21 protein-coding genes are annotated in these 22,119 nt (G+C 74.1%); 13 read left to right on the plus strand and 8 right to left on the minus strand.

What is annotated here, in order from left to right; translation table 11 throughout:
- Positions 1-335: 335 nt before the first annotated feature.
- From ACGIF2_RS15200 to ACGIF2_RS15220, 5 genes are all read left to right on the plus strand, one after another.
- Positions 336-530 (plus strand): hypothetical protein, encoded by a 195-nt coding sequence (locus ACGIF2_RS15200; RefSeq protein ID WP_396047886.1) that lies wholly within the window; start codon positions 336-338, stop codon positions 528-530.
- Positions 527-2,764 (plus strand): TOMM precursor leader peptide-binding protein, encoded by a 2,238-nt coding sequence (locus ACGIF2_RS15205; RefSeq protein WP_396047888.1) that lies wholly within the window; start codon positions 527-529, stop codon positions 2,762-2,764. Before ACGIF2_RS15200 ends, ACGIF2_RS15205 begins: the two co-directional genes overlap by 4 nt.
- A gap of 154 nt (positions 2,765-2,918) precedes the next feature.
- Entirely contained in the window at positions 2,919-4,055 is a 1,137-nt protein-coding gene (locus ACGIF2_RS15210; RefSeq protein WP_396047890.1) for a sensor histidine kinase, read from the plus strand.
- Positions 4,052-4,657, plus strand: a complete 606-nt coding sequence (locus ACGIF2_RS15215) for a response regulator (RefSeq protein WP_396047892.1) — start codon at positions 4,052-4,054, stop codon at positions 4,655-4,657. Before ACGIF2_RS15210 ends, ACGIF2_RS15215 begins: the two co-directional genes overlap by 4 nt.
- Positions 4,658-4,759: 102 nt before the next feature.
- Positions 4,760-5,308 (plus strand): GtrA family protein, encoded by a 549-nt coding sequence (locus ACGIF2_RS15220; RefSeq protein WP_396047894.1) that lies wholly within the window; start codon positions 4,760-4,762, stop codon positions 5,306-5,308.
- Positions 5,309-5,330: 22 nt separating this feature from the next.
- Here the strand turns inward: ACGIF2_RS15220 and ACGIF2_RS15225 are convergent, their stop codons facing one another.
- Both ACGIF2_RS15225 and ACGIF2_RS15230 read right to left on the minus strand, forming a co-directional pair.
- Entirely contained in the window at positions 5,331-6,104 is a 774-nt protein-coding gene (locus tag ACGIF2_RS15225) for a hypothetical protein (RefSeq protein ID WP_396047897.1), read from the minus strand.
- 123 nt (positions 6,105-6,227) lie between these two features.
- Positions 6,228-6,776: a potassium channel family protein gene (locus ACGIF2_RS15230; protein WP_396047899.1), complete on the minus strand. Its 549-nt coding sequence runs from the start codon at positions 6,774-6,776 to the stop codon at positions 6,228-6,230.
- 95 nt (positions 6,777-6,871) lie between these two features.
- Between ACGIF2_RS15230 and radA the strand changes: the two genes are divergently transcribed.
- Complete coding sequence (gene radA / locus ACGIF2_RS15235; RefSeq protein WP_396047902.1) at positions 6,872-8,335, plus strand: DNA repair protein RadA; 1,464 nt, start codon at positions 6,872-6,874, stop codon at positions 8,333-8,335.
- A 134-nt stretch (positions 8,336-8,469) separates the two neighbouring features.
- Entirely contained in the window at positions 8,470-9,552 is a 1,083-nt protein-coding gene (gene disA, locus ACGIF2_RS15240) for a DNA integrity scanning diadenylate cyclase DisA (RefSeq protein WP_396047904.1), read from the plus strand.
- 32 nt (positions 9,553-9,584) lie between these two features.
- Here the strand turns inward: disA and ACGIF2_RS15245 are convergent, their stop codons facing one another.
- A complete protein-coding gene (locus tag ACGIF2_RS15245) occupies positions 9,585-10,184 on the minus strand; it encodes a hypothetical protein (protein WP_396047906.1) in 600 nt (199 codons plus the stop codon).
- A 140-nt stretch (positions 10,185-10,324) separates the two neighbouring features.
- On the opposite strand from ACGIF2_RS15245, the gene ACGIF2_RS15250 reads away from it, so the two are divergent.
- Together ACGIF2_RS15250 and ACGIF2_RS15255 are read left to right on the plus strand one after the other, a co-directional pair.
- The gene (locus ACGIF2_RS15250) at positions 10,325-11,266 is read left to right on the plus strand and encodes an A/G-specific adenine glycosylase (RefSeq protein ID WP_396047943.1); all 942 of its coding nucleotides are present in this window, start codon (positions 10,325-10,327) and stop codon (positions 11,264-11,266) included.
- A gap of 60 nt (positions 11,267-11,326) precedes the next feature.
- Entirely contained in the window at positions 11,327-11,683 is a 357-nt protein-coding gene (locus ACGIF2_RS15255) for a cupin domain-containing protein (RefSeq protein ID WP_396047908.1), read from the plus strand.
- Positions 11,684-11,690: 7 nt separating this feature from the next.
- Here the strand turns inward: ACGIF2_RS15255 and ACGIF2_RS15260 are convergent, their stop codons facing one another.
- Complete coding sequence (locus tag ACGIF2_RS15260) at positions 11,691-12,200, minus strand: amino-acid N-acetyltransferase (protein WP_396047910.1); 510 nt, start codon at positions 12,198-12,200, stop codon at positions 11,691-11,693.
- Positions 12,201-12,454: 254 nt separating this feature from the next.
- Between ACGIF2_RS15260 and ACGIF2_RS15265 the strand changes: the two genes are divergently transcribed.
- The 4 genes from ACGIF2_RS15265 to ACGIF2_RS15280 all read left to right on the plus strand — a co-directional run bounded on the left by ACGIF2_RS15265 (position 12,455) and on the right by ACGIF2_RS15280 (position 18,499).
- A complete protein-coding gene (locus ACGIF2_RS15265; RefSeq protein ID WP_396047912.1) occupies positions 12,455-14,290 on the plus strand; it encodes a glycerol-3-phosphate dehydrogenase/oxidase in 1,836 nt (611 codons plus the stop codon).
- Positions 14,291-14,442: 152 nt separating this feature from the next.
- Entirely contained in the window at positions 14,443-15,180 is a 738-nt protein-coding gene (locus tag ACGIF2_RS15270) for an MIP/aquaporin family protein (RefSeq protein WP_396047915.1), read from the plus strand.
- A 53-nt stretch (positions 15,181-15,233) separates the two neighbouring features.
- Positions 15,234-16,760, plus strand: a complete 1,527-nt coding sequence (gene glpK, locus ACGIF2_RS15275; protein ID WP_396047917.1) for a glycerol kinase GlpK — start codon at positions 15,234-15,236, stop codon at positions 16,758-16,760.
- Positions 16,761-16,957: 197 nt separating this feature from the next.
- Complete coding sequence (locus ACGIF2_RS15280; protein ID WP_396047919.1) at positions 16,958-18,499, plus strand: DUF222 domain-containing protein; 1,542 nt, start codon at positions 16,958-16,960, stop codon at positions 18,497-18,499.
- A gap of 106 nt (positions 18,500-18,605) precedes the next feature.
- On the opposite strand, the gene ACGIF2_RS15285 is transcribed toward ACGIF2_RS15280, so the two are convergent.
- The 4 genes from ACGIF2_RS15285 to ACGIF2_RS15300 all read right to left on the minus strand — a co-directional run bounded on the left by ACGIF2_RS15285 (position 18,606) and on the right by ACGIF2_RS15300 (position 22,105).
- Positions 18,606-19,358, minus strand: a complete 753-nt coding sequence (locus ACGIF2_RS15285) for an SDR family NAD(P)-dependent oxidoreductase (RefSeq protein WP_396047921.1) — start codon at positions 19,356-19,358, stop codon at positions 18,606-18,608.
- Positions 19,359-19,601: 243 nt separating this feature from the next.
- Complete coding sequence (locus ACGIF2_RS15290) at positions 19,602-20,126, minus strand: hypothetical protein (protein ID WP_396047923.1); 525 nt, start codon at positions 20,124-20,126, stop codon at positions 19,602-19,604.
- Positions 20,127-20,325: 199 nt separating this feature from the next.
- Positions 20,326-21,126, minus strand: a complete 801-nt coding sequence (locus ACGIF2_RS15295; RefSeq protein WP_396047925.1) for an ABC transporter permease — start codon at positions 21,124-21,126, stop codon at positions 20,326-20,328.
- Positions 21,119-22,105: an ABC transporter ATP-binding protein gene (locus ACGIF2_RS15300; protein WP_396047927.1), complete on the minus strand. Its 987-nt coding sequence runs from the start codon at positions 22,103-22,105 to the stop codon at positions 21,119-21,121. Before ACGIF2_RS15300 ends, ACGIF2_RS15295 begins: the two co-directional genes overlap by 8 nt.
- Positions 22,106-22,119 lie beyond the last annotated feature (14 nt).

Below are 22,119 nucleotides of genomic sequence, written 5' to 3' on the forward strand. Positions count from 1 at the left end.
CGCTCCGGGCTGACGGTCCCCCTGACGACCAGCCCGGCGGCGCCCCCCCGCCAGGACATCGACGTCCCCCGGCGTCGAGTGCCTGATGATCGGCTGCACGCGGCCAACGTAACGCCCTCGGGCAGGGGTGGAAGCACCTCGGCGCAGAAAGTGAGAAACGCACACCGACCACGCGCGTCCGCCACGCGCCCGGACCGCCACGGCCGCCGTGACCTGCGCGCAAGGGGCGAAACCCACCGAACCTCTGTGCACATCGCACTACGCCCGCCCCCGGGGCGTCGAGCACAGTGGGGCGCGAGACGCCGCCCCGGCGTCCGACGAGAGGGGATCTCGACATGACGACGACCATCAGCCCGGAAGCAACCCTCGACGAGCTCTACACGATGCTCGAGCGCACCGATGCAGCCGTGGAGCCCCGCACCGCGACGCCCGCGACCGGCATCGCCCACGTGGAGGACTTCGAGTCCTTCTACTGGTTCACGCTGCGCGTGCCCGGCAGCTTTTACCCCGGGGAGACCGCCCCGCGGTGACGGTTCCACCCGAGGAACGCCCCAGGGCGGCGACCCTCGTGCCCGTCGGTGTCACGCGCGACTCGCTCGTGCGGCTGGCCGACGGCACGGGGGTCGCGCTGCGTCCGGGCAGCGCCCGGCTGGTGCACGGCTCACGGCGCGAGACCCTCACGTCGCTGCCGGCCCGGGCCCTGCTGGGTGCGCTCGACCCGGACGGCGCCCCGCGCCCGCTGCACGCGGTGCTGGCCGACGCGCTGGCCGACCACGCGAGCACCTCGCCCGGCGGGGCCACCCGCACGATCCCCGCGGCCGGGTGGATGGCAGCCCTCGCGTCGCTCGTGGCCCGCGGCACAGTGCTGGTCGACCCACCCGGTGCGGGACTCGTCGCACCGCACCCCCTGCGCGGCTTCCTCGGCGCACCCACCACCTCCCTCGCGGCCGGGCCGATGCCCGTCGAGGTGGACGTGGTGGGTGCGACGCGCGGCGCGACGGGCGCGGCCGTACGTGCTGCGCTCGCCGCGTGCGGGTTCGCGGCCGAGATCGGCGCAGCGACATCCACGGCTCCCCCGGCGGCCCGCGTGGTGCTCACCGCGGACCTCACGAGCGGCGCCGCGCGCGCCGCGTACGACTCGGCCCTCGCGGCCGGCGTGCCCGTGCTCCCGGTGGGGCTCGGGCAGCGCACCGTGCTGCTGGCCCCGGTGCTCGGGCCGCAGGGCACCTGCCCCGCGTGCCTGGTGCGCTCGCTCGCTCCGGGCGCCGAGCACGACCCGCCCGACGACGTGCCGCTCGGCTGGTCGCCCGCGGTCGAGGCGGTCGCGGGCGGGCTCGTCGCGGGGTGCCTGGCCCAGCACCTGAGCGGCCGCCCGGCGCCGGCGTGGGAGCTCGTGGCGCTCGACGTGGCCGACGCGTCCACCCGCCGTCACCGTCTCATCCGGTTCACGACGTGCGGCCGGTGCGGACGGCCCCCGGCGCCTCGCCGCACGGCGACGGCCCCGACGCCGGTGCGGGCCGCGGACGGCTACCGCTCGACGGGTGCGGCCGAGTTCGTCGCGCGGGTCGATGCGCTGGTCGACCCCCTCACGGGTGTGGTGACCGAGGTGTCGGACGCCGAGCAGGTGGCGGGGGGCTGGGTCGTGCGCGCCCGGCACCGGGTGCGCACGGGAGCGGGGTGGACGACGATGCCCGCGCTGGGTCGCGGTCCGGACCCGTTGGCGGCGCGCGCGTCGGCGCTCGGCGAGGCGGTCGAGCGGTACTCGGTGTCCTGGCACGGCGACGAGGTGCATCGCACGGCGACCCTGGCGAGCCTGGGGCACGACGGGCTCGACCCGGCCGAGTGGCTGCTGTTCGCCCCGGGTCAGGTCAGCGAATCGGGTCCGGTGCCGCGCCGGCTCGATCCCGACGAGGTCGTCGACCTGCTGCCCCTCACGTCCATCACCTCGGGCCGCACCCGCTGGGCCCCGGCCTCGACCCTGCTCTTCGGCCACCCGGGCCCGCACGACGTCGGCACGCCCGACTCGAACGGGTGCGCCGCCGCGGCGACGTGGTCCGAGGCCGTGCTGCACGGCCTGCTCGAGCTCGTCGAGCGGGACGCCGCGAGCCTGTGGTGGTACCCCCGCGCGCACCGTCCCGCGGTCGACCCGCAGGTGCTGGACGCGCGCACCCGCGCCGCGACCGACGCCCGCCTGCAGGCCGTGGGCCGCCGGTGGTGGCTGCTCGACCTGACGCACGACCTGGGGGTGCCGGTGGTCGCGGCCGTGAGCGCCCGCACCGCTCCCGAGGGCTCGGGCGAGGGCGAGGCGGTCGTGCTGGGCCTCGGCGCACACCTCGACGTGGCACGCGCGGCCCGGCGGGCGCTCGGCGAGCTCGACCAGATGCTCGCCCTGGGCCCCGACACCGACCCCGATGCGCACCCGCCGGTGGCACGCGAGTTCTGGGCCACGGCGCGCACGTCGACGCACTCGTACCTGCACCCCGACCCGGACGCGGTGCGGTGCCCGGCCCGGGTGGCGCCGTCGGGGGACGCCGCGACCGACGTCCGTGCGCTCGTGGACGTGCTGGCCGCGCACCGCGTGGAGGTGCTCGTGCACGACGCCTCCCGGCCCGAGACCGGGGTCCCGGTCGCGCGCGTCCTCGCCCCCGGGCTCCGGCACCTCGACCGCAGGCTCGCCCCGGGACGCCTGCACGACGTGCCGGCGCGGCTGGGCTGGGTCGAGCCGGGGCCGCGCGAGCTCAACCCCGTGTGGCTCTTCGTGTGACGTGCGGTGACACGGTATGCGCCGTCCTGTCACAGAACGCCCCCGGCTCACTAGACTCTCGCGCGGGTCGCCGACGCACGAGGGGGTCGTCTTGGTTCCCGTCCTGTCGGTCGCATGGCGTTCCCGCGTCGCGCTGTGGCGACGTTGGCCTGCCGTGCGCGCGCTCGACGCGGTCACCGCGTGCCTCAGCCTCATGCCCGCGCTGTCGGTCGTGGGGGCCGGGCACGGCTCGGGCGTGGTCGGCGTCCTGGTGTGGCTCCTGTCCGTGCCGCTGGCCGTGCTCGTCGTCCACCACCTCACGCTGCCGCTCGCGACCCACACCCCGGTGCGCGCCGAGTGGTCCCTCGGGGCGCTGGCGGCCGTCTGCTACCTGCCGATGCTGCTCGCCGGGCGCCCGTGGGGGGCGTCCGCCGGCCTGCTGGCCGCGTGCGCGCTCGCCGCGCTGCCGTGGCGCCGTTCGCTCGTGGTGGTGCTCGTGGTCGTGGCGCTCGACGCGTCCGGCTCGCTGCTCGTCTTCGGGCAGCGACCCATGGACACCGTCTACGGCACCCTCCAGGTGCTGCTCACCGCGGCCGTCCTCGCGGCGCTCGCGTGGACGGTGCGGATCACCCTCGAGCTCAACCAGCTGCGGATCGAGCTCGTGAGCACCGCGGTGCTGCGCGAGCGGCTGCGCATGTCGCGCGACCTGCACGACGTGCTGGGGCGCGGGCTCGCGGCCATCTCGCTCAAGGCCGAGCTCGCGCGCCGCTACCAGGAGCGCGGCCTCGACGCCGAGACGGCGGCCGAGCTCGACCAGATCTCGAACGTCGCTGCGCAGTGCGGCGACGACCTGCGCGCGCTCGTCACGGGCTATCGGAACCTGTCGCTCGAGAGCGAGATCGACGTGGGTCTCGAGCTGCTCGAGGAGGCCGGGATCGAGTGCCAGGTGCGGGTCGACGCCCACCTCGCGGCACCCACGGCGGTGAGCGACACGCTGGCGTGGGTCGTGCGCGAGGGCGTCACGAACGTGCTCAAGCACAGCCGCGCGACGCGGTGCCGGCTCACGGCCGAGCGCCGCGAGGGGCACCTCGTCGTCACGGTCCACAACGACGGCGCCGACCTCGCGCAGGACGGCGCCGCCGTGCCCGATCCCCGCCCGGCCCCGGGCAACGGCCTGCGGGGCCTGCACGAGCGCGTCGCCGCATCGGGCGGGACGGTCTCGGCCGCGGCCGGGCCCGACGGCACGTGGACGCTCGTGGTCGCGCTGCCGACGACCGACGACCCGGCTCTGACCCAGGAGGTCCCTGCGTGATCCGACTGCTCGTCGCCGAAGACATGCACGTGGTGCGCTCGGCCCTCGTCGCCCTGCTGGGCATGGAGGAGGACTTCGAGGTGGTCGCCGAGGTGGGTCGCGGCGACCTCGTGCTCGCCGCCGTCGAGCGCACGCGGCCCGACGTGGCCCTGCTCGACCTCGACATGCCCGGCCAGAACGGCATCGCCGTCGCGGGCGAGCTGGCCCGCGCGTGGCCGCAGGTCCGGGTGGTCATCCTCACCGGCGTCGGGCGCCCCGGCTCGGTCAAGGCCGCGCTCGAGGCCGGTGCACGGGGCTTCGTGCTGAAGACCGCCTCGGCACGGGCGCTCGTCGAGGGGGTCCGGACCGTCGCGGAGGGCGGTCAGGTGCTCGACGCGAGCCTCGCCGCCGCGGCCCTGCGGCTCGGCGCCAACCCGCTGCGCCCACGCGAGCAGGAGCTGCTCGACCTCGTCGCGAGCGGGTGCTCGGTGCGGGAGTCCGCGCAGCGCCTCTTCCTCTCGGAGGGCACCGTGCGGAACTACCTCTCCGCGATCGTCGACAAGCTGGGCGCTCGCGGGCGGGTGGACGCCATCCGCATCGCCCAGGAGAACGGCTGGATGTAATCTCTCGCCCCGGTGTCGCGGTGGCCCGCTGGCGGCACGTCTCACAGCCGACGCACAGGGAGCGGTTAGCAGATGCCGGTGGTCGTAGCGCACAGTGGTGCGGTGGACACGACCGTCGAGATCGGCCCGCTCGGCGACGGGTGGACAACGCTGCCAGCCGACCCCCCACGACCCACCCTCAGCGTCGCCCGTTACGTGCCGCGCACCCCGCTGGGTCGACGGGCGGTCGCCCGCCTCCGCCGCACCGAGCTGCTCGACCAGCTCGTGCGGTTCGGGCTCGTCGGCGCGGTGATGACCGCGTCCTACATCGTGATCTACCTCGCACTGACCGCCCCGATCGGGGCCCAGACCGCCAACTTCGTGGCCCTGTTCGCCACGGCCGTCGCGAACACCGCCGTGAACCGGCGGGTGACGTTCGGCGTCCGCGGGCGCAGGCGGGCCGCGGCGCAGCACGGCCAGGGGCTGCTGATCTTCGCCCTCTCGTGGGCCCTGACGTCAGGGTCGCTCGCTGTGCTCGACGCGCTCGCCCCCGGCGCGCCGCACACCGTCGAGCTCGCGGCGCTCGTGGTGTCGAACCTCGGGGCGACGCTCGTGCGGTTCGTGCTGCTGCGCCAGTGGGTGTTCCGCCCAGCTCGGTCTCACGACGCCTGAGCGCGGGCGACAGCCCGCAGGATCAGAGCGGGAAGGCCAGGTAGAAGTCGCGGATGCTCGCGGCGGGCCCGGTCGCCCGGAAGGCCGTCGTCCCGTTGGACCACACCACGACGCCCTCGGCGCCGGACGGCACGATCGTGAACGAGCCGACCACGGCACCGGCCACCGTCACGTCGCCCGACTCGGCGACCAGCGCGTCCGGGGCGGCCGACGGGTCGGCGCTCGAGTCGGCGCTCGCGTCGGCGCCCGCGACCGGGAGCGCCGCGACGACGGCGCGCACGTGGGCGTCGGCCTCGGCCGCCGTCTCCCACTGCCCGGCCTGCACGACGACCTGGCCCGTGCCGCCGTCGGTGAACGTCTCGGTGTACGCCTCGATCGCCCCCGCCGCGAACCACTCCGGGTCGTCGGCCGAGGAGGCGAGCGCGAACTGCAGGACGGTCGTGGGCAGCGCGCTCGCGAACGCCGAAGTGGCCGTGCGCGCGACCGGCTCGACGGTCGGCGTGGGCGTCGGCAGGAAGACGGTCGCGGCGGCGGCCGCGGGCACGACGTCGTCGTCGCCGCTCAGCACCAGCGCGGTCGTGATGCCACCGACCACGAGCACGGCCGCGGCGATCCCGCCCACGAGCAGCACACGGCGGCGTCGTCCACCGCCGGCGGGGTCCTCGTCGACCGGGGGCTGCGTGGTGGACGGCGGCGTGGTCGTCACGCCCGCCGAGCCCTGCGGCCACAGCACCGAGGAGACGGGCTGCTGGCCCGGGAACTGTCCAGGCTGCTCACCCGGTCGGCTGTCACTCATGGTGTCTCCCTGGCTGCGTGTCGTCCGGCAGGCGGCAGCCGGGCGTTCCCGCAGGAAGCCTAGTGGCCAGGGTGCGCGACAGACCTGAGCGACACCGCCGTGGCGCCGCCCGTCCGCGCGTCCTCAGTCCGACGGCGGCTCGCCGTCGGACGGCAGGACGCCGCGGCCACCGAAGGTCTGGATGCGGTAGGTCACGACCGACACGAGCAGCCCGAGCGCGAACAGGTCGAACAGGATCTGCACCGTCGTCACGATGCGCGCCACCTGCCCCACCGCGTGCACGTCCCCGAACCCCACGGTGCCGAGCGTCACGACCGTGTAGTAGAGCGCATCGGTGCGCGTCGCGATCCCGACCATCTCGTTCGCGCTGCGGGTCGCGAGCAGGTAGTAGGTCAGCGCGAAGAACACCACCACGGTGTAGACCACCGTCAGCACGCTGAGCAGCCGGACGGCCGGGTCTGCCCGGGCCTGGACCTGGCGGCGCACCTGGCGGACGACGAGGACGATGAGCGCGAGCACCCCGAGCGCGAACACGACCGAGCGCGTGAGGCGGGGCAGCGCGTCCTCCTCGAGGTCGAGCGGGACGGCGTAGTAGATGACGACCGCGGCCGTGAGCGTCGCGAGCGAGCGCAGCACCGCCCCGCGGCGGACGGCGCGGCGCTCCGAGACCATGAGGCCATCATCCGAGCACCGGCCGACCGGTGCCCGGCGAACCACGGCGCGGGCGGGCGTCGGGGCGTGTGGGTCGAGGCGGCTACCGTGCGAGCGTGACCTCGACGACCGGCGCCCGGCGCGCCGAACCCCGCAGCCGCACCGTCCGAGCGGGCTTCCGCTGCGGCGAGTGCGGCTGGACCACACCCAAGTGGGTCGGCCGCTGCGGCGAGTGCCAGGCGTGGGGCTCGGTGCTCGAGGACACGGGCCCCGGTGGCACCGCACCGCGCACAGCGACCGTCACCCCCACACGCAGCCCCGCCCGCCCGATCGCGGAGATCGACGTCGAGGCGGCCCGCGCCCGCTCGACCGGCGTCGACGAGCTCGACAGGGTGCTCGGCGGCGGACTGGTCCCGGGCGCCGTCGTGCTGCTCGCGGGCGAGCCCGGGGTGGGCAAGTCGACCCTGCTGCTCGACGTCGCGAGCCGTGCCGCACGTGCGGGCCGCGACCCGCTCGACGCCGCGTTCCGGCCCGACTCCCCCGAGGGGCGACGGGTCCTGTACGTGACCGGCGAGGAGTCCGCCGGCCAGGTGCGGCTGCGTGCCGAGCGCATCGGGGCGCTCGACCCGCACCTGCTGCTCGCGGCCGAGACCGACCTCGGCACGCTCCTCGGGCACGTCGAGCAGGTCGACCCGGACCTGCTCGTGGTCGACTCGGTGCAGACCATCGCGTCCGCGGCGATCGACGGCACCGCGGGCGGCGTCAGCCAGGTGCGCGAGGTCGCGAGTGCGCTCATCGCGGTCGCCAAGGAGCGCGACATGCCCGTCGTGCTGGTCGGCCACGTGACCAAGGACGGCTCGGTCGCGGGTCCCCGCACGCTCGAGCACCTGGTGGACGTCGTGTGCCAGTTCGAGGGTGAGCGGCACTCGCGGCTGCGGCTGCTGCGCGCGACGAAGAACCGCTACGGCCCCACCGACGAGGTCGGCTGCTTCGACCTGACCGAGACGGGCATCGAGGGCCTGACCGACCCGAGCGGGCTGTTCGTCTCGCACGCGCTGCACCACGTGCCGGGCACGTGCGTGACGGTCACGCTCGAGGGTCGCCGGCCGCTCGCGACCGAGGTCCAGGCCCTCGTGGCGCCGAGCATGCTGGCCAACCCGCGCCGCACCACGAGCGGCGTCGACGCGAGCCGGCTCGCGATGGTCCTCGCTGTGCTCCAGCGCCGCGTCGGCGCGCGCCTCGCCGACCAGGACGTCTACGTCTCGACAGTGGGTGGCGCGCGGGTCGTCGAGCCGTCCGCCGACCTGGCGCTGGCCCTCGCGACCGCGAGCTCGCGCGAGAACGTCGCCCTGCCGCGCGGTCTCGTCGCGATGGGCGAGGTGGGCCTCGCGGGCGAGATCCGCGTCGTCACGGGCATCCACCGACGGCTGGCGGAGGCCGCCCGGCTCGGGTTCGTCCGTGCCGTGGTGCCCGCCGGATCGATCGACGCGGGCAGCGGCCCCGCGGGCATGGAGCTCATCGAGGTCGCGGACCTCGCCGAGGCCGTGCGCGCCGTGGGCGTGGCCGGCGACCACACCTGAGACCCACGGCTGCGACGTCCGACGCCGCACCGGCTCCCGACGGGTGCCCGGTGGTGCGGACCAGTGATGTCGCGTGCCCCCGGGGCGCGTGTCTACCCCCCGGCCCGGCCCCCGGTCCCGCGTAGGATCACCGTGTGCCGACCACCCCGCTGCCTGACGACCTGCTGCGCTCGACGCTGGCTGCCGTCGCACCCGGTGGCGAGCTCCGCGACGGCCTGGAGCGCATCCTGCGCGGACGCACGGGCGCACTGATCGTCCTGGGGCACGACAGCACCGTCGAGTCGATCTGCTCGGGCGGCTTCGTGCTCGACGTCGAGTTCTCGGCGACGCGCCTGCGCGAGCTCGCGAAGATGGACGGTGCCGTGGTCGTCGACCGCGACGTCCGGCGCATCCTGCGGGCCGCCGTCCAGCTGCTGCCCGATCCGACCATCGAGACCACCGAGTCCGGCACCCGGCACCGCACCGCGGAGCGCGTCGCCAAGCAGACCGGCTTCCCGGTGATCTCGGTGTCCGCGTCGATGCGGATCGTGGCGCTGTACGTCGGCGGCGTGCGGCACGTCCTCGAGGACTCCGACACGATCCTGTCGCGCGCCAACCAGGCGCTCGCGACGCTCGAGCGGTACAAGTCGCGGCTCGACGAGGTGAGCGGCACGCTGTCGGCGCTCGAGATCGAGGACCTCGTCACCGTGCGCGACGTCACGGCGGTCGTGCAGCGCCTCGAGATGGTGCGCCGCATCTCGGAGGAGATCGCCGGCTACGTCGTCGAGCTCGGCACCGACGGCCGCCTGCTGTCGCTCCAGCTCGACGAGCTCACGGGCGGCATCAGCTCGGACCGCGAGCTCGTGATCCGCGACTACGTGGACAGCTCGCGCAAGGAGCGCGACGCGACTGCCGTGCAGGCCGCGCTCGCCGAGCTCGACAGCACCGAGCTCATCGACATCACGCACTTCGCCCGCGTGCTCGGCCTGCCGGGCGGGGGCGACGCCCTGGACGCCGCGGCGGGTCCGCGCGGCTACCGCCTGCTCTCGAAGGTCCCCCGGCTGCCCGCCGCGATCGTCGACCGGCTCGTCGAGCACTTCGGCGGTCTGCAGAAGCTGCTCGCCGCGAGCATCGAGGACCTCATGGCTGTCGACGGCGTCGGGGAGCAGCGCGCCCGGGCCGTCCGCGAGGGCCTGTCGCGCCTCGCCGAGTCGAGCATCCTCGAGCGCTACGTCTGACGGTCCCCCGCCACTCGAGGACGAAGACCTGCCTACTCGAGGACGAAGACCTGCGGCGCTGAGGACGCGCCCGCGAGCGTGAGCGTCGTGGAGTAGGTGCCGGGCTTGGCGGCCGGGAGGTCTTTCGGGCAGCCGGCGGCCGAGCGGGCCCGCGTCCACTGCACCTGGGTCACGTCCGACTTCCCCGCGGCCAGCAGCAGCGGGCGCTCGACGGGGTCGGCGGGGCAGTCCTGGCTCGCCCAGATGCGGTCGTCGCCCGAGGTGATCACGATCCCGAGCTGCCCCGAGCCCGCGTCGACGAGGCAGTCGACAGCGCCCGAGTTGGCGATCGTCACCGTGAACATGGGCTGCGCCGACGCCCCGTAGGACGCCGCGTCGGCCGCGAGGGTCAGGGCCAGCGACTCGGGCGCGCACGCCTGGGGGGTCGCGGACCCCGGCGACGACTCGGCGGGCAACGGGTCGGAGACCTGCTCGACGTCGCCCCCCGCGCCGTCGACCGTGTCGTCGCCGCCGCGCCCGGCGACGGCCCACACCACGAGCGCGACCACGAGCAGGGGCAGCCCGAGGACGACGAGGCGGCGCACCCAGTACACGCGGGACGGCAGAGGTCCGGCAGGTCGCAGCACACCCATCAGGCACCGTCCTCACGTCCGCCGCACGAGGCGGCCAGTCACCCGTTCAGCCGTAACGTACCGGTCACCGACGGCCCGCCGGCGGCCACCGCGCCGGTGGGGGCACGACCTGTGTCGGGAGAGGATGTCCTGTGCCTGCGATGCCTGACGCCCCGACGCCGCGCGAGGTGGGTCCGGACGCCCCGGCACCCGGCGGCCCCGGGCTGCGCGCGGCTGTGCTCGAGTGGTTCGACGAGAACGCCCGCGACCTGCCGTGGCGCGCCCCCGACCGCACCCCGTGGGGGGTGCTGGTCAGCGAGGTGATGCTGCAGCAGACGCCCGTGGTGCGGGTCGAGCCCGCGTGGCGCGCCTGGATGGCGCGCTGGCCCGAACCCGCCGACCTGGCGGCGGCCGGCACCGCGGACGTGCTGCGGGCGTGGGACCGGCTGGGCTACCCGCGCCGTGCGCTGCGCCTGCAGGAGTGCGCGCGCGTCGTCGTCGAGCGGCACGACGGCACCGTGCCCCGGACCACCGAGGAGCTGCTCGCGCTGCCCGGCGTGGGCGCGTACACCGCGGCCGCCGTCCAGGCGTTCGCGTTCGGGCTGCGCTCGGTGGTGCTCGACACCAACGTGCGGCGCGTGCTGGCCCGGTCCGTGGGCGGCACCGCCCTGCCGGCCCCGAGCCAGACGACCGCCGAGGTGCGGCTCGCCGCGTCGTACGTGCCCGACGACGACGCGACCGCTGCCCGCTGGTCCGCAGCGTCGATGGAGCTCGGCGCGCTGGTCTGCACGGCCCGCAGCCCACGGTGCGAGGAGTGCCCGGTCGCCGGTCTGTGCGCGTGGCGGGCAGCGGGCCGGCCGGACGACGAGCACGCCGCCCGGCGCCGCACGCAGGCGTGGGCCGGCACCGACCGTCAGGTGCGCGGTCGCGTCATGGCCCTGCTCCGCGAGGCGCTGGAGCCTGTGCCCGCCCACGCGCTCGACGCGGTGTGGCCCGATCGGACCCAGCGCGAGCGCTGCGTCGCGGGCCTGCTCGCCGACGGCCTCGTGGTGCGGGTGCCCGGCCCCTCCGACGACGACCCGCCGACCTACCGGCTGCCCTGACGGACCCCTACGCTCGCGAGCACCCGTCCTGATCCCCGCCCCGATCCCCCGGAGACCCCCGTGCGCCTGTTCACCCTGCCCCGCCACGACGTCGACGCCTTCAGCAGCTCGGGCGTCGTGATGGACTTCCTGCCGCACGTCGGCCCGGCCGACGAGACCCGCGTGCACGTCGCGCACCTCGCCGCGGGCGGGACGCTCGGGCGGCACCCGGCCACCCTGCGGCAGGCGTTCGCGGTGGTCGAGGGCGAGGGCGAGGTCGCGGCGGACGACGGTGAGCGCCGCGCGGTCGGCCCCGGCGTCCTCGTGGTGTGGGAGCCGGGCGAGGTGCACCAGACCTGGGCGACGACAGCGCTCACCGCGGTGATCGTCGAGACGGTCGGCGACCTGGACCTCGCGGAGCACTTCGCCGGGGTGTGAGCCCGCGCTACAGCTCGATGAGCATGCGCGTGTTGCCGAGGGTGTTCGGCTTGACGCGTGCGAGGTCCAGGAACTCGGCCACGCCGTCGTCGTGCGAGCGCAGCAGCTCCGCGTAGACCTCGGGGGTCACGGGCGTCCCGTCGATGGGCGCGAACCCGTGCGCGGCGAAGAAGTCGACCTCGAACGTCAGGCAGAAGACGCGGCGCAGGCCGAGCTCGCGCGCGCGGTCGAGCAGCGCGTCGAGCAGCAGGTGCCCCACGCCGCGCCCGCGCCAGGCCGGGTCGACAGCGAGCGTGCGCACCTCGGCGAGGTCCTGCCACATGACGTGCAGCGCCCCGCAGCCCACCACCCGCGGGTCGGCCGACTCGGCCACCAGGAACTCCTGGACCGCCTCGTAGTAGCCCACCCACTCCTTGGCGAGCAGGATGCGCTCGGTCGCGTACGGCTGCACGAGGTCACGGATGGTGCGCACGTCGGCCGGCAGGGCCGGGCGCACGCGGGGGCTGGCTGTGCTCACGGGATCACGGTACCCAGGTGCGCGGGACGGCCCGCAGCATGCCCACCTGCGGTTGCGTCCGGCCGCACACCGGGCCGCACGGTGGGACGATTCATCCCGTCTTCACCCTGCAGCGGTTGCGCGGCTGCTCCCGACGTGGTGACGTAGCGGCCAGGCGAGGACGCACGTGCGGGCTCGCGGCGGCGCTGGACCGCTCCCCTGCCGTGCGTGCCCCGTCATGGCACCAGCAGGCGAGGACCGACGGGGAGCGAACCATGAGGACAGCGGCACTGACGGCACGCCTGCGGGGCGACGCCCTCGAGGCGATGCGCAGGAGCACCGAGCCCGGCCGCGAGCTCGACATCCTCGTGATCGGCGGCGGGGTCACGGGCGCCGGGATCGCGCTCGACGCCGTGACGCGCGGCCTGTCGACGGCTGTCATCGAGGCGCAGGACTGGGCGAGCGGCACGTCGAGCCGGTCGAGCAAGCTCGTGCACGGCGGCCTGCGCTACCTGCAGATGCTCGACTTCCACCTGGTCCGCGAAGCCCTGACCGAGCGTGACCTGCTCATGAGCCGCATCGCGCCGCACCTGGTCAAGCCGGTGTCGTTCCTCTACCCGCTCGAGAACCGCGTGGTCGAGCGGGCGTACGTCGGGGCGGGCGTCGCGCTGTACGACACGCTCGCGACGGTCTCGGGCTCCAAGCGCGCGATGCCCATCCACCGGCACCTGACACGCAAGGGCATGGAGCGGCAGTTCCCGGACCTGCGGCACGACGCGGCGATCGGCGCTGTGCAGTACTGGGACGCGACGGTCGACGACGCACGGCTCGTCTCGACGCTCATCCGCACCGCTGTGTCCTACGGGGCGCACGCGACCTCACGCACCGAGCTCGTGCAGATGCAGACGACCACGGGCGGTGCGATCACGGGCGCCGAGATCGTCGACCTCGAGACCGGTGAGCACATCGACGTGCGGGCCCGGCACGTGATCAACGCGACGGGCGTGTGGACCGAGCAGACCGAGACCCTCGCGGGCACCGACGGCGGGCTGCGGGTGCTCGCGAGCAAGGGCATCCACATCGTCGTGCCGCGCAGCCGCATCGCGGGCACCTCGGGGCTGATCCTGCAGACCGAGAAGAGCGTCCTGTTCATCATCCCGTGGTCGCGCTACTGGGTGATCGGCACCACCGACACCCCGTGGGAGCAGGAGCTCGTGCACCCGGTCGCGAACTCGGCGGACATCGACTACCTCATCGCGCACGCGAACACGGTGCTGTCGCGCCCCATCTCCCGCGAGGACGTGATCGGGACGTGGGCCGGCCTGCGCCCGCTGCTGCAGCCCGGCACCAAGGAGGGCACGTCGTCGGCCAAGGTCTCGCGCGAGCACACGGTCGCGAGCCCCACCCCGGGCCTGACCGTCATCGCGGGCGGCAAGCTCACGACGTACCGCGTCATGGCCAAGGACGCCGTCGACTTCGCGATCGGGTCGCGCGCCACGACGCTGCCCTCGATCACGGCGCGGATCCCCCTGGTGGGCGCCGAAGGGCTCGAGGCGCTCCAGCGGCAGGCCCGCTCGATCGCGAAGCGGTACGGCTGGGACCGGTTCCGCATGGACCACCTGCTGCACCGCTACGGGTCGCTCCTCTCCGAGCTGCTCGACCTGGTGGACGCCGATCCGTCGCTCGCCAAGCCGCTCGCGCACGCCCCCGCGTACCTGCGGGTCGAGGCCGTGTACGCCGCGAGCCACGAGGGCGCGTTGCACCTCGACGACGTGCTCATGCACCGCACGCGTCTCAACTACGAGCAGGTCGACAAGGGTGTCGGTGCGCTCGAGGAGATCGCCGATCTGGTCGCGCCGGTGCTGGGCTGGGGCGTCGAGCAGCGGGCCGCGGAGATCGCCGCGTACCGCGAGCGCGCCGCCGCCGAGGAGGCCGCCGCTCTCGAGCCCGACGACGCGACCGCCGAGCGGGTGCGCCTCAACGCGCCGGACCTCGTCCCGCTCGTGCCCGTGGGCGGTCTCGAGGAGGACGAGCCGCCGCGGGCGACGCCCGGGCGCAAGCCGGGCGCCGAGGCGGACAGCCCTGCCTCACCCGGACCCGCGGGCACCTGACCCGCACGTCGGGACCGGCGCCGTCGGCCCCATCGCAGACCGCCTCGGCGGTCTGACCTCGCGGGGCCGACGGCGCCCGCTCCGCACCAGGCCTCCGGGGATACCGCACTTCCCCCGGACGACACCGACGTCGCTCAGGAAAGAGGTCGCACATGGACGTGTACAGCAATTGGGAGATCTTCGCGTCGGAGGCATTCGGGACAGGGCTGCTGACGCTGCTCGGCACCGGCGTGGTCGCCAACGTCCTGCTGCCGAAGTCGAAAGGCTTCAACGGCGGCTGGCTGCTCATCAACTTCGGGTGGGGCTTCGCGGTGCTCGCCGGCGTGTACGCAGCCTTCCGGTCGGGCGCTCACATCAACCCCGCAGTGACTCTCGGCATCTGGGCGAACGGCTCGGAGGACTTCGCGCCGGGCATCGAGGTGACGGCCTGGCACGGCGTCGTCTACGTCACCGGGCAGATGTTCGGCGCCGCGCTCGGTGCCCTGGTCAGCTACCTGGCCTACAAGAAGCATTTCGACGAGGACCTGGACCCGGCCTCCAAGCTGGCCGTCTTCGCCACCGGCCCGGCGATCCGCTCTTACGGATGGAACTTCGTCACCGAGGTCATCGCCACCTTCGTCCTGGTGTTCGTCGTCCTGATGTTCGCCAACGACCCCGCCAAGCTCGGGGCGCTGCCGGTCTCGTTGCTGGTCGTCGGCATCGGCGCCAGCCTCGGTGGCCCCACGGGGTACGCCATCAACCCGGCGCGTGACCTGGGCCCCCGCATCGCCCACGCGCTCCTGCCCATCAGGGGCAAGGGCTCGAGCGACTGGTCGTACGCGTGGGTCCCGGTGCTCGGCCCGGCCGTCGGCGGCCTCATCGGCGGGCTCGCCGCCTCCTGGTTCGTCTGACCCGCAACCTCCCGCGCCTCCCGCACAGCGATCCCTCGATGGAGAGGAACACCATGCCTGACAGCGAGCAGTACGTTCTGGCGATCGACCAGGGCACCACCAGCACCCGCGCGATCGTCTTCGACCACGGCGGCACGATCGTGGAGACCGGCCAGATCGAGCACGAGCAGATCTTCCCGCGCGCCGGGTGGGTCGAGCACGACGCCGAGGAGATCTGGCGGAACACCCGCGAGGTCGTCGGCATCGCGCTGACACGGGCGAACATCACGCACCACGACCTCGTGGCGGTCGGCATCACCAACCAGCGCGAGACCACCGTGGTGTGGGACCGCCGCACCGGCAAGCCCGTCTACCACGCGATCGTCTGGCAGGACACGCGCACCCAGAAGATCGCCGACCAGCTCGCTGCGCTGGGCGGCGGCGCCGACCGGTACAAGTCGCGCGTGGGTCTGCCGCTCGCCACCTACTTCTCGGGACCCAAGATCCGATGGATCCTGGACAACGTCGAAGGGGCTCGGGAGAAGGCCGAGCAGGGCTTCCTCGCGTTCGGCAACACCGACTCGTGGGTGCTGTGGAACATGACGGGCGGCCCGAACGGCGGGGTGCACGTGACCGACGTGACCAACGCGTCGCGCACCATGCTGATGAACCTCGACACGCTGACGTGGAACGAGGAGATCGCGGCCGAGATGGGGATCCCCCTGTCGATGCTGCCGGAGATCCGCTCGTCGTCCGAGGTCTACGGCACCGGACGCAAGGGGGGCTTCGTCCCCGGCGTGCCGATCTCGGGCATCCTGGGCGACCAGCAGGCCGCGACGTTCGGGCAGGCCTGCTTCGAGGTCGGGTCGGCGAAGAACACCTACGGGACGGGCAACTTCCTGCTGCTCAACACCGGGAACGAGCTGGTCCCGTCCGAGAACGGGCTGCTCACGACCGTCGCCTACAAGATCGGCGACAAGGACCCGGTGTACGCGCTCGAGGGGTCGATCGCCGTCACCGGCTCGCTCGTGCAGTGGCTGCGCGACAACCTGGGCATCATCAAGGCCGCGCCCGACATCGAGAAGCTGGCGGCGAGCGTGCCCGACAGCGGCGGCGCGTACTTCGTGCCCGCGTTCTCGGGGCTGTTCGCGCCCTACTGGCGTGCGGAGGCCCGCGGCGCGCTCGTGGGCCTGACCCGGTACGTCAACAAGGGGCACATCGCGCGCGCCGCGCTCGAGGCCACGGCGTTCCAGACCCGCGAGGTCGTCGACGCCATGAACGCGGACTCGGGCGTGACCCTGACCGAGCTCAAGGTCGACGGCGGCATGGTGCGCAACGACATGCTCATGCAGTTCCAGGCCGACGTGCTCGACGTCCCGGTCATCCGCCCCCAGGTCGCCGAGACGACAGCGCTCGGGGCCGCCTACGCCGCAGGCATCGCGGTGGGGTTCTGGTCGGGCGAGCAGGACGTGATCGACAACTGGGCCGAGGACAAGCGCTGGGAGCCGTCCATGGAGACCGGCGAGCGCGAACGGCAGTACCGGCTGTGGAAGAAGGCCGTGACCCGGACCTTCGACTGGGTGGACGACGACGTGGAGTGACGTCGGACCGGCTGCCGCGCGAGCGGGAGCCTGCGGTGCGACGACGGCCGGTCACCCTTGGGGTGGCCGGCCGTCGTGCTGGTTGTCGGCTGCGGGTGTCGGCAGCGGGTGTGTCGACCGCGAGGCATGCGCTCGAGGTTGTCCACAGATCGCGCGACATCTCCCCACGAAGGGGATGCATCGGTAGAATCGAACACATGTTCGATATTCCCGACGCGGTGCCCGACCCGGTGCTCGACCAGCACCTCGAACCGCCCCTCGCGACTCAGCGGCCCGGGGTGCGGCTCGCGGCCCGGCTCGACGCCCTCGAGGTCGCCCGTGCCACCGACTTCGCGCTCGTCGAGGTGGTCGCCGCGTGGCAACGGGTCGCCTCGTGGGCCGCAGCCCAGGCCGCAGCCGCTGCCGCCGAGCTCGCCGGCCGCGACTCGATGAACCCGAGGTGGCCCGTCAGCGCCACCGACGCGCGCCACTCGTGCGTCGCCGCCGACGAGCTCGCCATGCGGCTGGCGTGCTCACGCCGCGCCGCGCGGCTGCTGGTCCGGGACGGGCTGGCCTTCGCGGGGCCGCTGACCTGGACCGGTGAGGCGCTGGCCCGCGGCGAGATCGACGCGGTGAAGGCCCGCATGATCGCGGACCGTCTCGAGGGTGCGTCGATGGAGGTCGCGCTGGCGGTCCAGGACGCGATCCTCGGCGACGCGCACGCGTGCACACCCACGCAGCTCGGGCGCACCCTCACCCGCGCCCTGATCGAGGTCGACCCCGCCGATGCGGCCCTGCGCCACGACCGAGCCACGACCACCCGGCACGTCGACCGACCACGTCTGCTGCCCGACGGGATGGCGGGCCTGTGGGCCGTCCTGCCTGCCGAGGATGCCGCCCGCATCGACATGACGCTGGACACCTCGGCCCGATCGGCGCGCGCGACCGGCGATCCGCGCACCCTCGACCAGCTCCGCGCCGACCTCCTCGTCGACCTGGCCACCGCGCCGCCGAGCCGGCACGCGAGTCCGGGCACCACGACCTGCGCCGCGTCGACCGCTCGGCTCGCGACCCCGGCCACCGGCACCACCGGCACCACCGGCACTCGCACTGGCACCAGCAGCGGCAGCGGCAGCGGCAGCGGCACTCCGTCGTCCCGGGCGCTGGATGCCCTGCCCCGTCCGCGCGGCCCGGCGGCACAGATCCGGGTCACGGTCAGCGCCTCGACCCTCATGGGCCTGGACGACCAGCCGGCCGAGCTCGACGGGTACGGCGCGATCACTGCGGTCCAGGCGCGCGCCCTCGCCGCCGGCGGCGTGTGGCGACGGTTGGTGACCGATCCGCTGTCCGGGACGGTCCTCGACGTCGGCCGCACCCGGTACCGACCTCCCGCCGACCTCGCCGAGCTGGTCGTCGCCCGCGACCGGTACTGCGCCGCTCCGGGCTGCTCGGCACGAGCAGAGTCGTGCGACCTCGACCACACCGTCGAGTTCCACCGCACGGCGCCCGACGGCAACCAGGGAACCACCTCGGCCCACAACCTCGGTCCACTGTGTCGACGGCACCACCAGATCAAGACCGACGGCGGGTTCCGGCTCTCGCAGCCGACGCCCGGCACCTTCGAGTGGACCAGCCCGACCGGACACCAGTACCGGGTCCGCCCTGGAGCGACCCCACCGCCACCGGCGACGCCGAACTGCACCCACCGCGACACAGCGCCTGCCGGTGAGACCGTCGCTCACCCCGACGACCCTCCCTGACGGTGCACGCCGAGCCGTCCCGAGCTGAGCGACCGCCGCCTCGGCACGTGCGCTAGCGAGCCCTTTCGCGCGCGGGGACACGGCCGGGTCAGTGGAGACGGCCGGCTCAGTGGAAGTACGCGCCGCCGTTGACGTCGAGCACGGTGCCGGTCACGTAGCCCGCGCCGGCCGACGCGAGGTAGACGACGGCCGCGGCGACGTCCTCGGGGGTGCCGGCGCGCTTGAGCGGGGTGCCGGCGACCGCGGCCTGCTGGGCGGGCTCGGGGGTGTGCAGCGCGTGGAACGGGGTGCCGCCGATGAACCCGGGCGCGACCGAGTTCACGGTGATCGACCGTGGTCCGAGCTCTCGGGCGAGCGCCCGGGTGAACCCGTCGAGCGCAGCCTTGGCCGTCGCGTACGCAACGGCTCCGGTGCCCCCACCGTTCTGGCCGGCGAGGGAGCTGATGGTGATGATGCGGCCCCCGTCGGGCATGACGGGCAGCACTGCACGGGTCGCGTAGAACGCGCTCGAGACGTTGAGGTCGAGAACGTGGTGCCAGTGCTGGTCGTCCATCCCGGTCACGGACTGCCGCCCGCCCAGGCCTCCGGCGTTGTTGACCAGGATGTCGATCCCGCCACCGAGCTCCGCGGCGGCCTGCACGACGACCCGGTCGACGTCCCAGCTCTGGCGCGCGTCGAGCTCGTACGCGACGACCTTGCGGCCGAGGCTCTCGATGTCGGCGATGACCGTCTCGGGCTCGTGCGTCAGGTACGTGAACGCCACATCGGCGCCCGCCTGCGCGAGGGCGTAGGCGGTGGCCCGTCCGATGCCCGTCGCTGCGCCGGTGACGAGTGCGCGGCGTCCTTCGAGCCTGTTCATGACCACTCCTTGCTTGGGCGATTCCGGCGAACGTAGTTCACGCGGCGGCAGCGGTCTACACCCCGAACGGGTGCCTCTCCCGCCGCGCGACGCCGGGTTCGACCCCGCGGCGCACGATCTGCCTTGCGTCTCCGGAAGGCTCGGCCCTCGCGCTTGAACGGGGGCGCATCTCGCGCCTGCGTGCGTGCAGGCCAGAGGCACGCAGCCCGGCGCCAGCACGCGCACGCGCACCGGCGGGGATGGTCACTGCGCGGCAGGGACCAGCGTGTCGGTGCCGTTGATCCGCACGGTGAACTCGGTCGCGGGCAGGTCGTCCACAGCGACGACGCTCGTGGTCGGCACGTAGTCGCGCGTGCACGGCGTCTCGGCCTGACCGTTCTCGAACGCGGCACGGACGGTCAGCACCGTGCGGTCGGCGTCCCACTCCGCGCTCACGGGCAGGTCGGGGCACGACGAGCTGCCCCACGTCGTCACCAGCAGGCGCCCGGGGCTCGCGTCACGTGCCGCCGGGGCCACGTCGGCGGCGTCGTTGCGGGCATACGACTCGGCGATCGTGGTCGGTGAGGGGATCGGTGCGGGCGGCGACGCGTCGTCGACGTGGCTCGCCGAGCCGGACGCCGCAGCATCGGTCGGCGACCCGTCACCACCTGCGGTCGTCGCCGTCGCGCACGCACTGAGGCAGAGCACCGCGACCCCGACCAGCGCGGCCGACCGGAGCCCCGGCGCTCGCCTGCGGGCCGACGTCCGTGCGGCGTCCATGGCAGTCATCTCGGGTCCCCTCGACTCACGTGTCGGCGCCCGCTCCCCCGGCCGGACGCCGTCACCCGCGAGTCTTCTCCTGAACCGCGCGCGCGGCCAGCACGCCCACGAGGTCGACCAGGTATCGGCGGGGTCGGCGCGCTCCGTGTCGCTGCGCACCGACGCGCTGCGCACGGACTCGCTGCGCACCGACTCGCCGGCCCGCGGCTCAGGTCCGTCGCACGAGGGCCCTGACGCTGAACGCCACACCGACCGCGCACCAGACCACGAGGACCACCAGGTCACGCATGCTCGCGTCGTAGGTGCCCGAGGCCAGACCAGCGCGCAGCAGGTCGGCAGCCGGGCGCATCGGCAGCACGTCGTGCAGCGACTGGAACCACTCGGGGAGCTGGCTCGCAGCGAACGTGATGGGCGAGAAGAGCATCACGAAGAACACGAGGATCTGGCTGAGCATCTGGGCGACCATCGGCGAGAAGGTCACAGCGATGGCGTAGCCCACGGCTGTCGCGGTGACAGTGACCAGCACCGACGCGGCGATCAGCAGCGGCCAGTCGAACGCGAGCGCCAGGTCGTAGCGCAGCTCGGCCACGAGCACGGCGACCACCACGCTCGGCAGCGCGACGAGCAGCCACACGGTCAGGTCGGCCAGCAGCAGGAGCGGGCGTGCCAGAGGCAGCGAACGCATGTAGGTGAACGTGCCGCTGGTGCGGGCCTGGGTGACCGCCTGGGGAACGATCGTCAGACCCACGATCAGGAGCAGCACGGTGGGGGTGCCGGTCGAGAGGAACATCGCAGCGTCGGGCGTGATGTCGGGGATCAGGAACCCGAAGCCGACCACGACCCCGGCGGCGATCAGCGCCTGCACCACCACGTAGAGCGGCAGCTCGCCGCCGATCTGCGCGAACTGCCAGCGCAGCAGCGTGCGGTAGCTGCTCCACAGCCCCGCACCTCCGGGCTCGGGCGCGGTCGGGTGCGCCACGGGGCGGTCGGTGGTGATGGTCTCAGGCACGGGACGGCTCCTCGGTGGCTGCCTCGTCGGAGGCTTCGGACGTGGTGACGGCGAGGTAGGCGTCCTCGAGCGTCGCGGGGGCGAGCGCGTAGCCGTCGAGGTGACCCTGCTCGCGCAGGCCCGTGGCCCAGGCGACGACCGCGGCGGCCTGCGACGCGGGCACGGTCAGGAGCACGCGGCGGCCGGTGCGGACGCGGCGCGTGACGGGCACGGGGACGGCGTCGAGCGGGTCGGACGGGTCGGGGCCGCCCGGCTGGAGCTGCAGCTCGAGACGCAGGTCGGTGTCCTGGCTGCCCCGCAGGGACGCCGGGGTGCCGGCCGCGACGACCTTGCCGCGGTCGAGCACCACGAGCTCGTCGACCACCCGCTCGGCCTCGACCACGTTGTGGGTCACGAGCAGCACACCCGCGCCCTGGTCGCCGATGCGCCGCACCGCGTCCCACAGCCGACGGCGCCGCGAGGCGTCGATGTCGTTCGTGGGCTCGTCGAGCACCACGAGCGGGGTCGGGGCGACCACCGTCATCGCGAACGAGGTGAGGCGCCGGACGCCACCCGAGAGGCCTCCCCCGTCGGGCAGGGCCTTCTGGTCGAGCCACGGCTCGATGTCGAGCTCGGCCGCGAGCTCCGCGGCCGCCGCGCGCGCCTGCCGGGTGCTCAGGCCGCGGATCCGCCCCGCGAGCTCGATGGCCGTGCGGGGGGTGAGGCCGTTGATCGGGGCCTGCGCCTGGGCCTGGAGCGCGACGCGGCGGCGCGCGCCGGCCGGGTCGGTGACCGCGTCGACCTCGGCCACGTGGATGGTCCCCGCGTCGGGCCGCAGCAGGCCGACGACCTGCGAGACGAGCGTCGTCTTGCCGGCGCCGTTGTGGCCCAGCAGGCCGACGACCTCCCCGGCCCGCACCCGTAGGGTCACGCCGTCGTTGGCGACCACGGCGCCGTAGCGCTTCGTGATCCCGTCGACAGCCAGCACGTCCGCACCCACAGCAGCACTCTCCT

The sequence above is a fragment of the Cellulomonas sp. P22 genome (assembly GCF_044392165.1).

Excerpts from the sequence above, each read along its gene's own strand:
- ACGIF2_RS15280 (WP_396047919.1), top strand. The coding sequence starts at position 16,958 with ATGTTCGATATTCCCGACGCGGTGCCCGACCCGGTGCTCGACCAGCAC.
- ACGIF2_RS15225 (WP_396047897.1), bottom strand. The coding sequence starts at position 6,104 with ATGAGTGACAGCCGACCGGGTGAGCAGCCTGGACAGTTCCCGGGCCAG.
- ACGIF2_RS15265 (WP_396047912.1), top strand. The coding sequence starts at position 12,455 with ATGAGGACAGCGGCACTGACGGCACGCCTGCGGGGCGACGCCCTCGAG.
- ACGIF2_RS15285 (WP_396047921.1), bottom strand. The coding sequence starts at position 19,358 with ATGAACAGGCTCGAAGGACGCCGCGCACTCGTCACCGGCGCAGCGACG.
- ACGIF2_RS15250 (WP_396047943.1), top strand. The coding sequence starts at position 10,325 with ATGCCTGACGCCCCGACGCCGCGCGAGGTGGGTCCGGACGCCCCGGCA.
- ACGIF2_RS15230 (WP_396047899.1), bottom strand. The coding sequence starts at position 6,776 with ATGGTCTCGGAGCGCCGCGCCGTCCGCCGCGGGGCGGTGCTGCGCTCG.
- ACGIF2_RS15270 (WP_396047915.1), top strand. The coding sequence starts at position 14,443 with ATGGACGTGTACAGCAATTGGGAGATCTTCGCGTCGGAGGCATTCGGG.
- ACGIF2_RS15290 (WP_396047923.1), bottom strand. The coding sequence starts at position 20,126 with ATGACTGCCATGGACGCCGCACGGACGTCGGCCCGCAGGCGAGCGCCG.
- glpK (WP_396047917.1), top strand. The coding sequence starts at position 15,234 with ATGCCTGACAGCGAGCAGTACGTTCTGGCGATCGACCAGGGCACCACC.
- ACGIF2_RS15200 (WP_396047886.1), top strand. The coding sequence starts at position 336 with ATGACGACGACCATCAGCCCGGAAGCAACCCTCGACGAGCTCTACACG.
- ACGIF2_RS15245 (WP_396047906.1), bottom strand. The coding sequence starts at position 10,184 with ATGGGTGTGCTGCGACCTGCCGGACCTCTGCCGTCCCGCGTGTACTGG.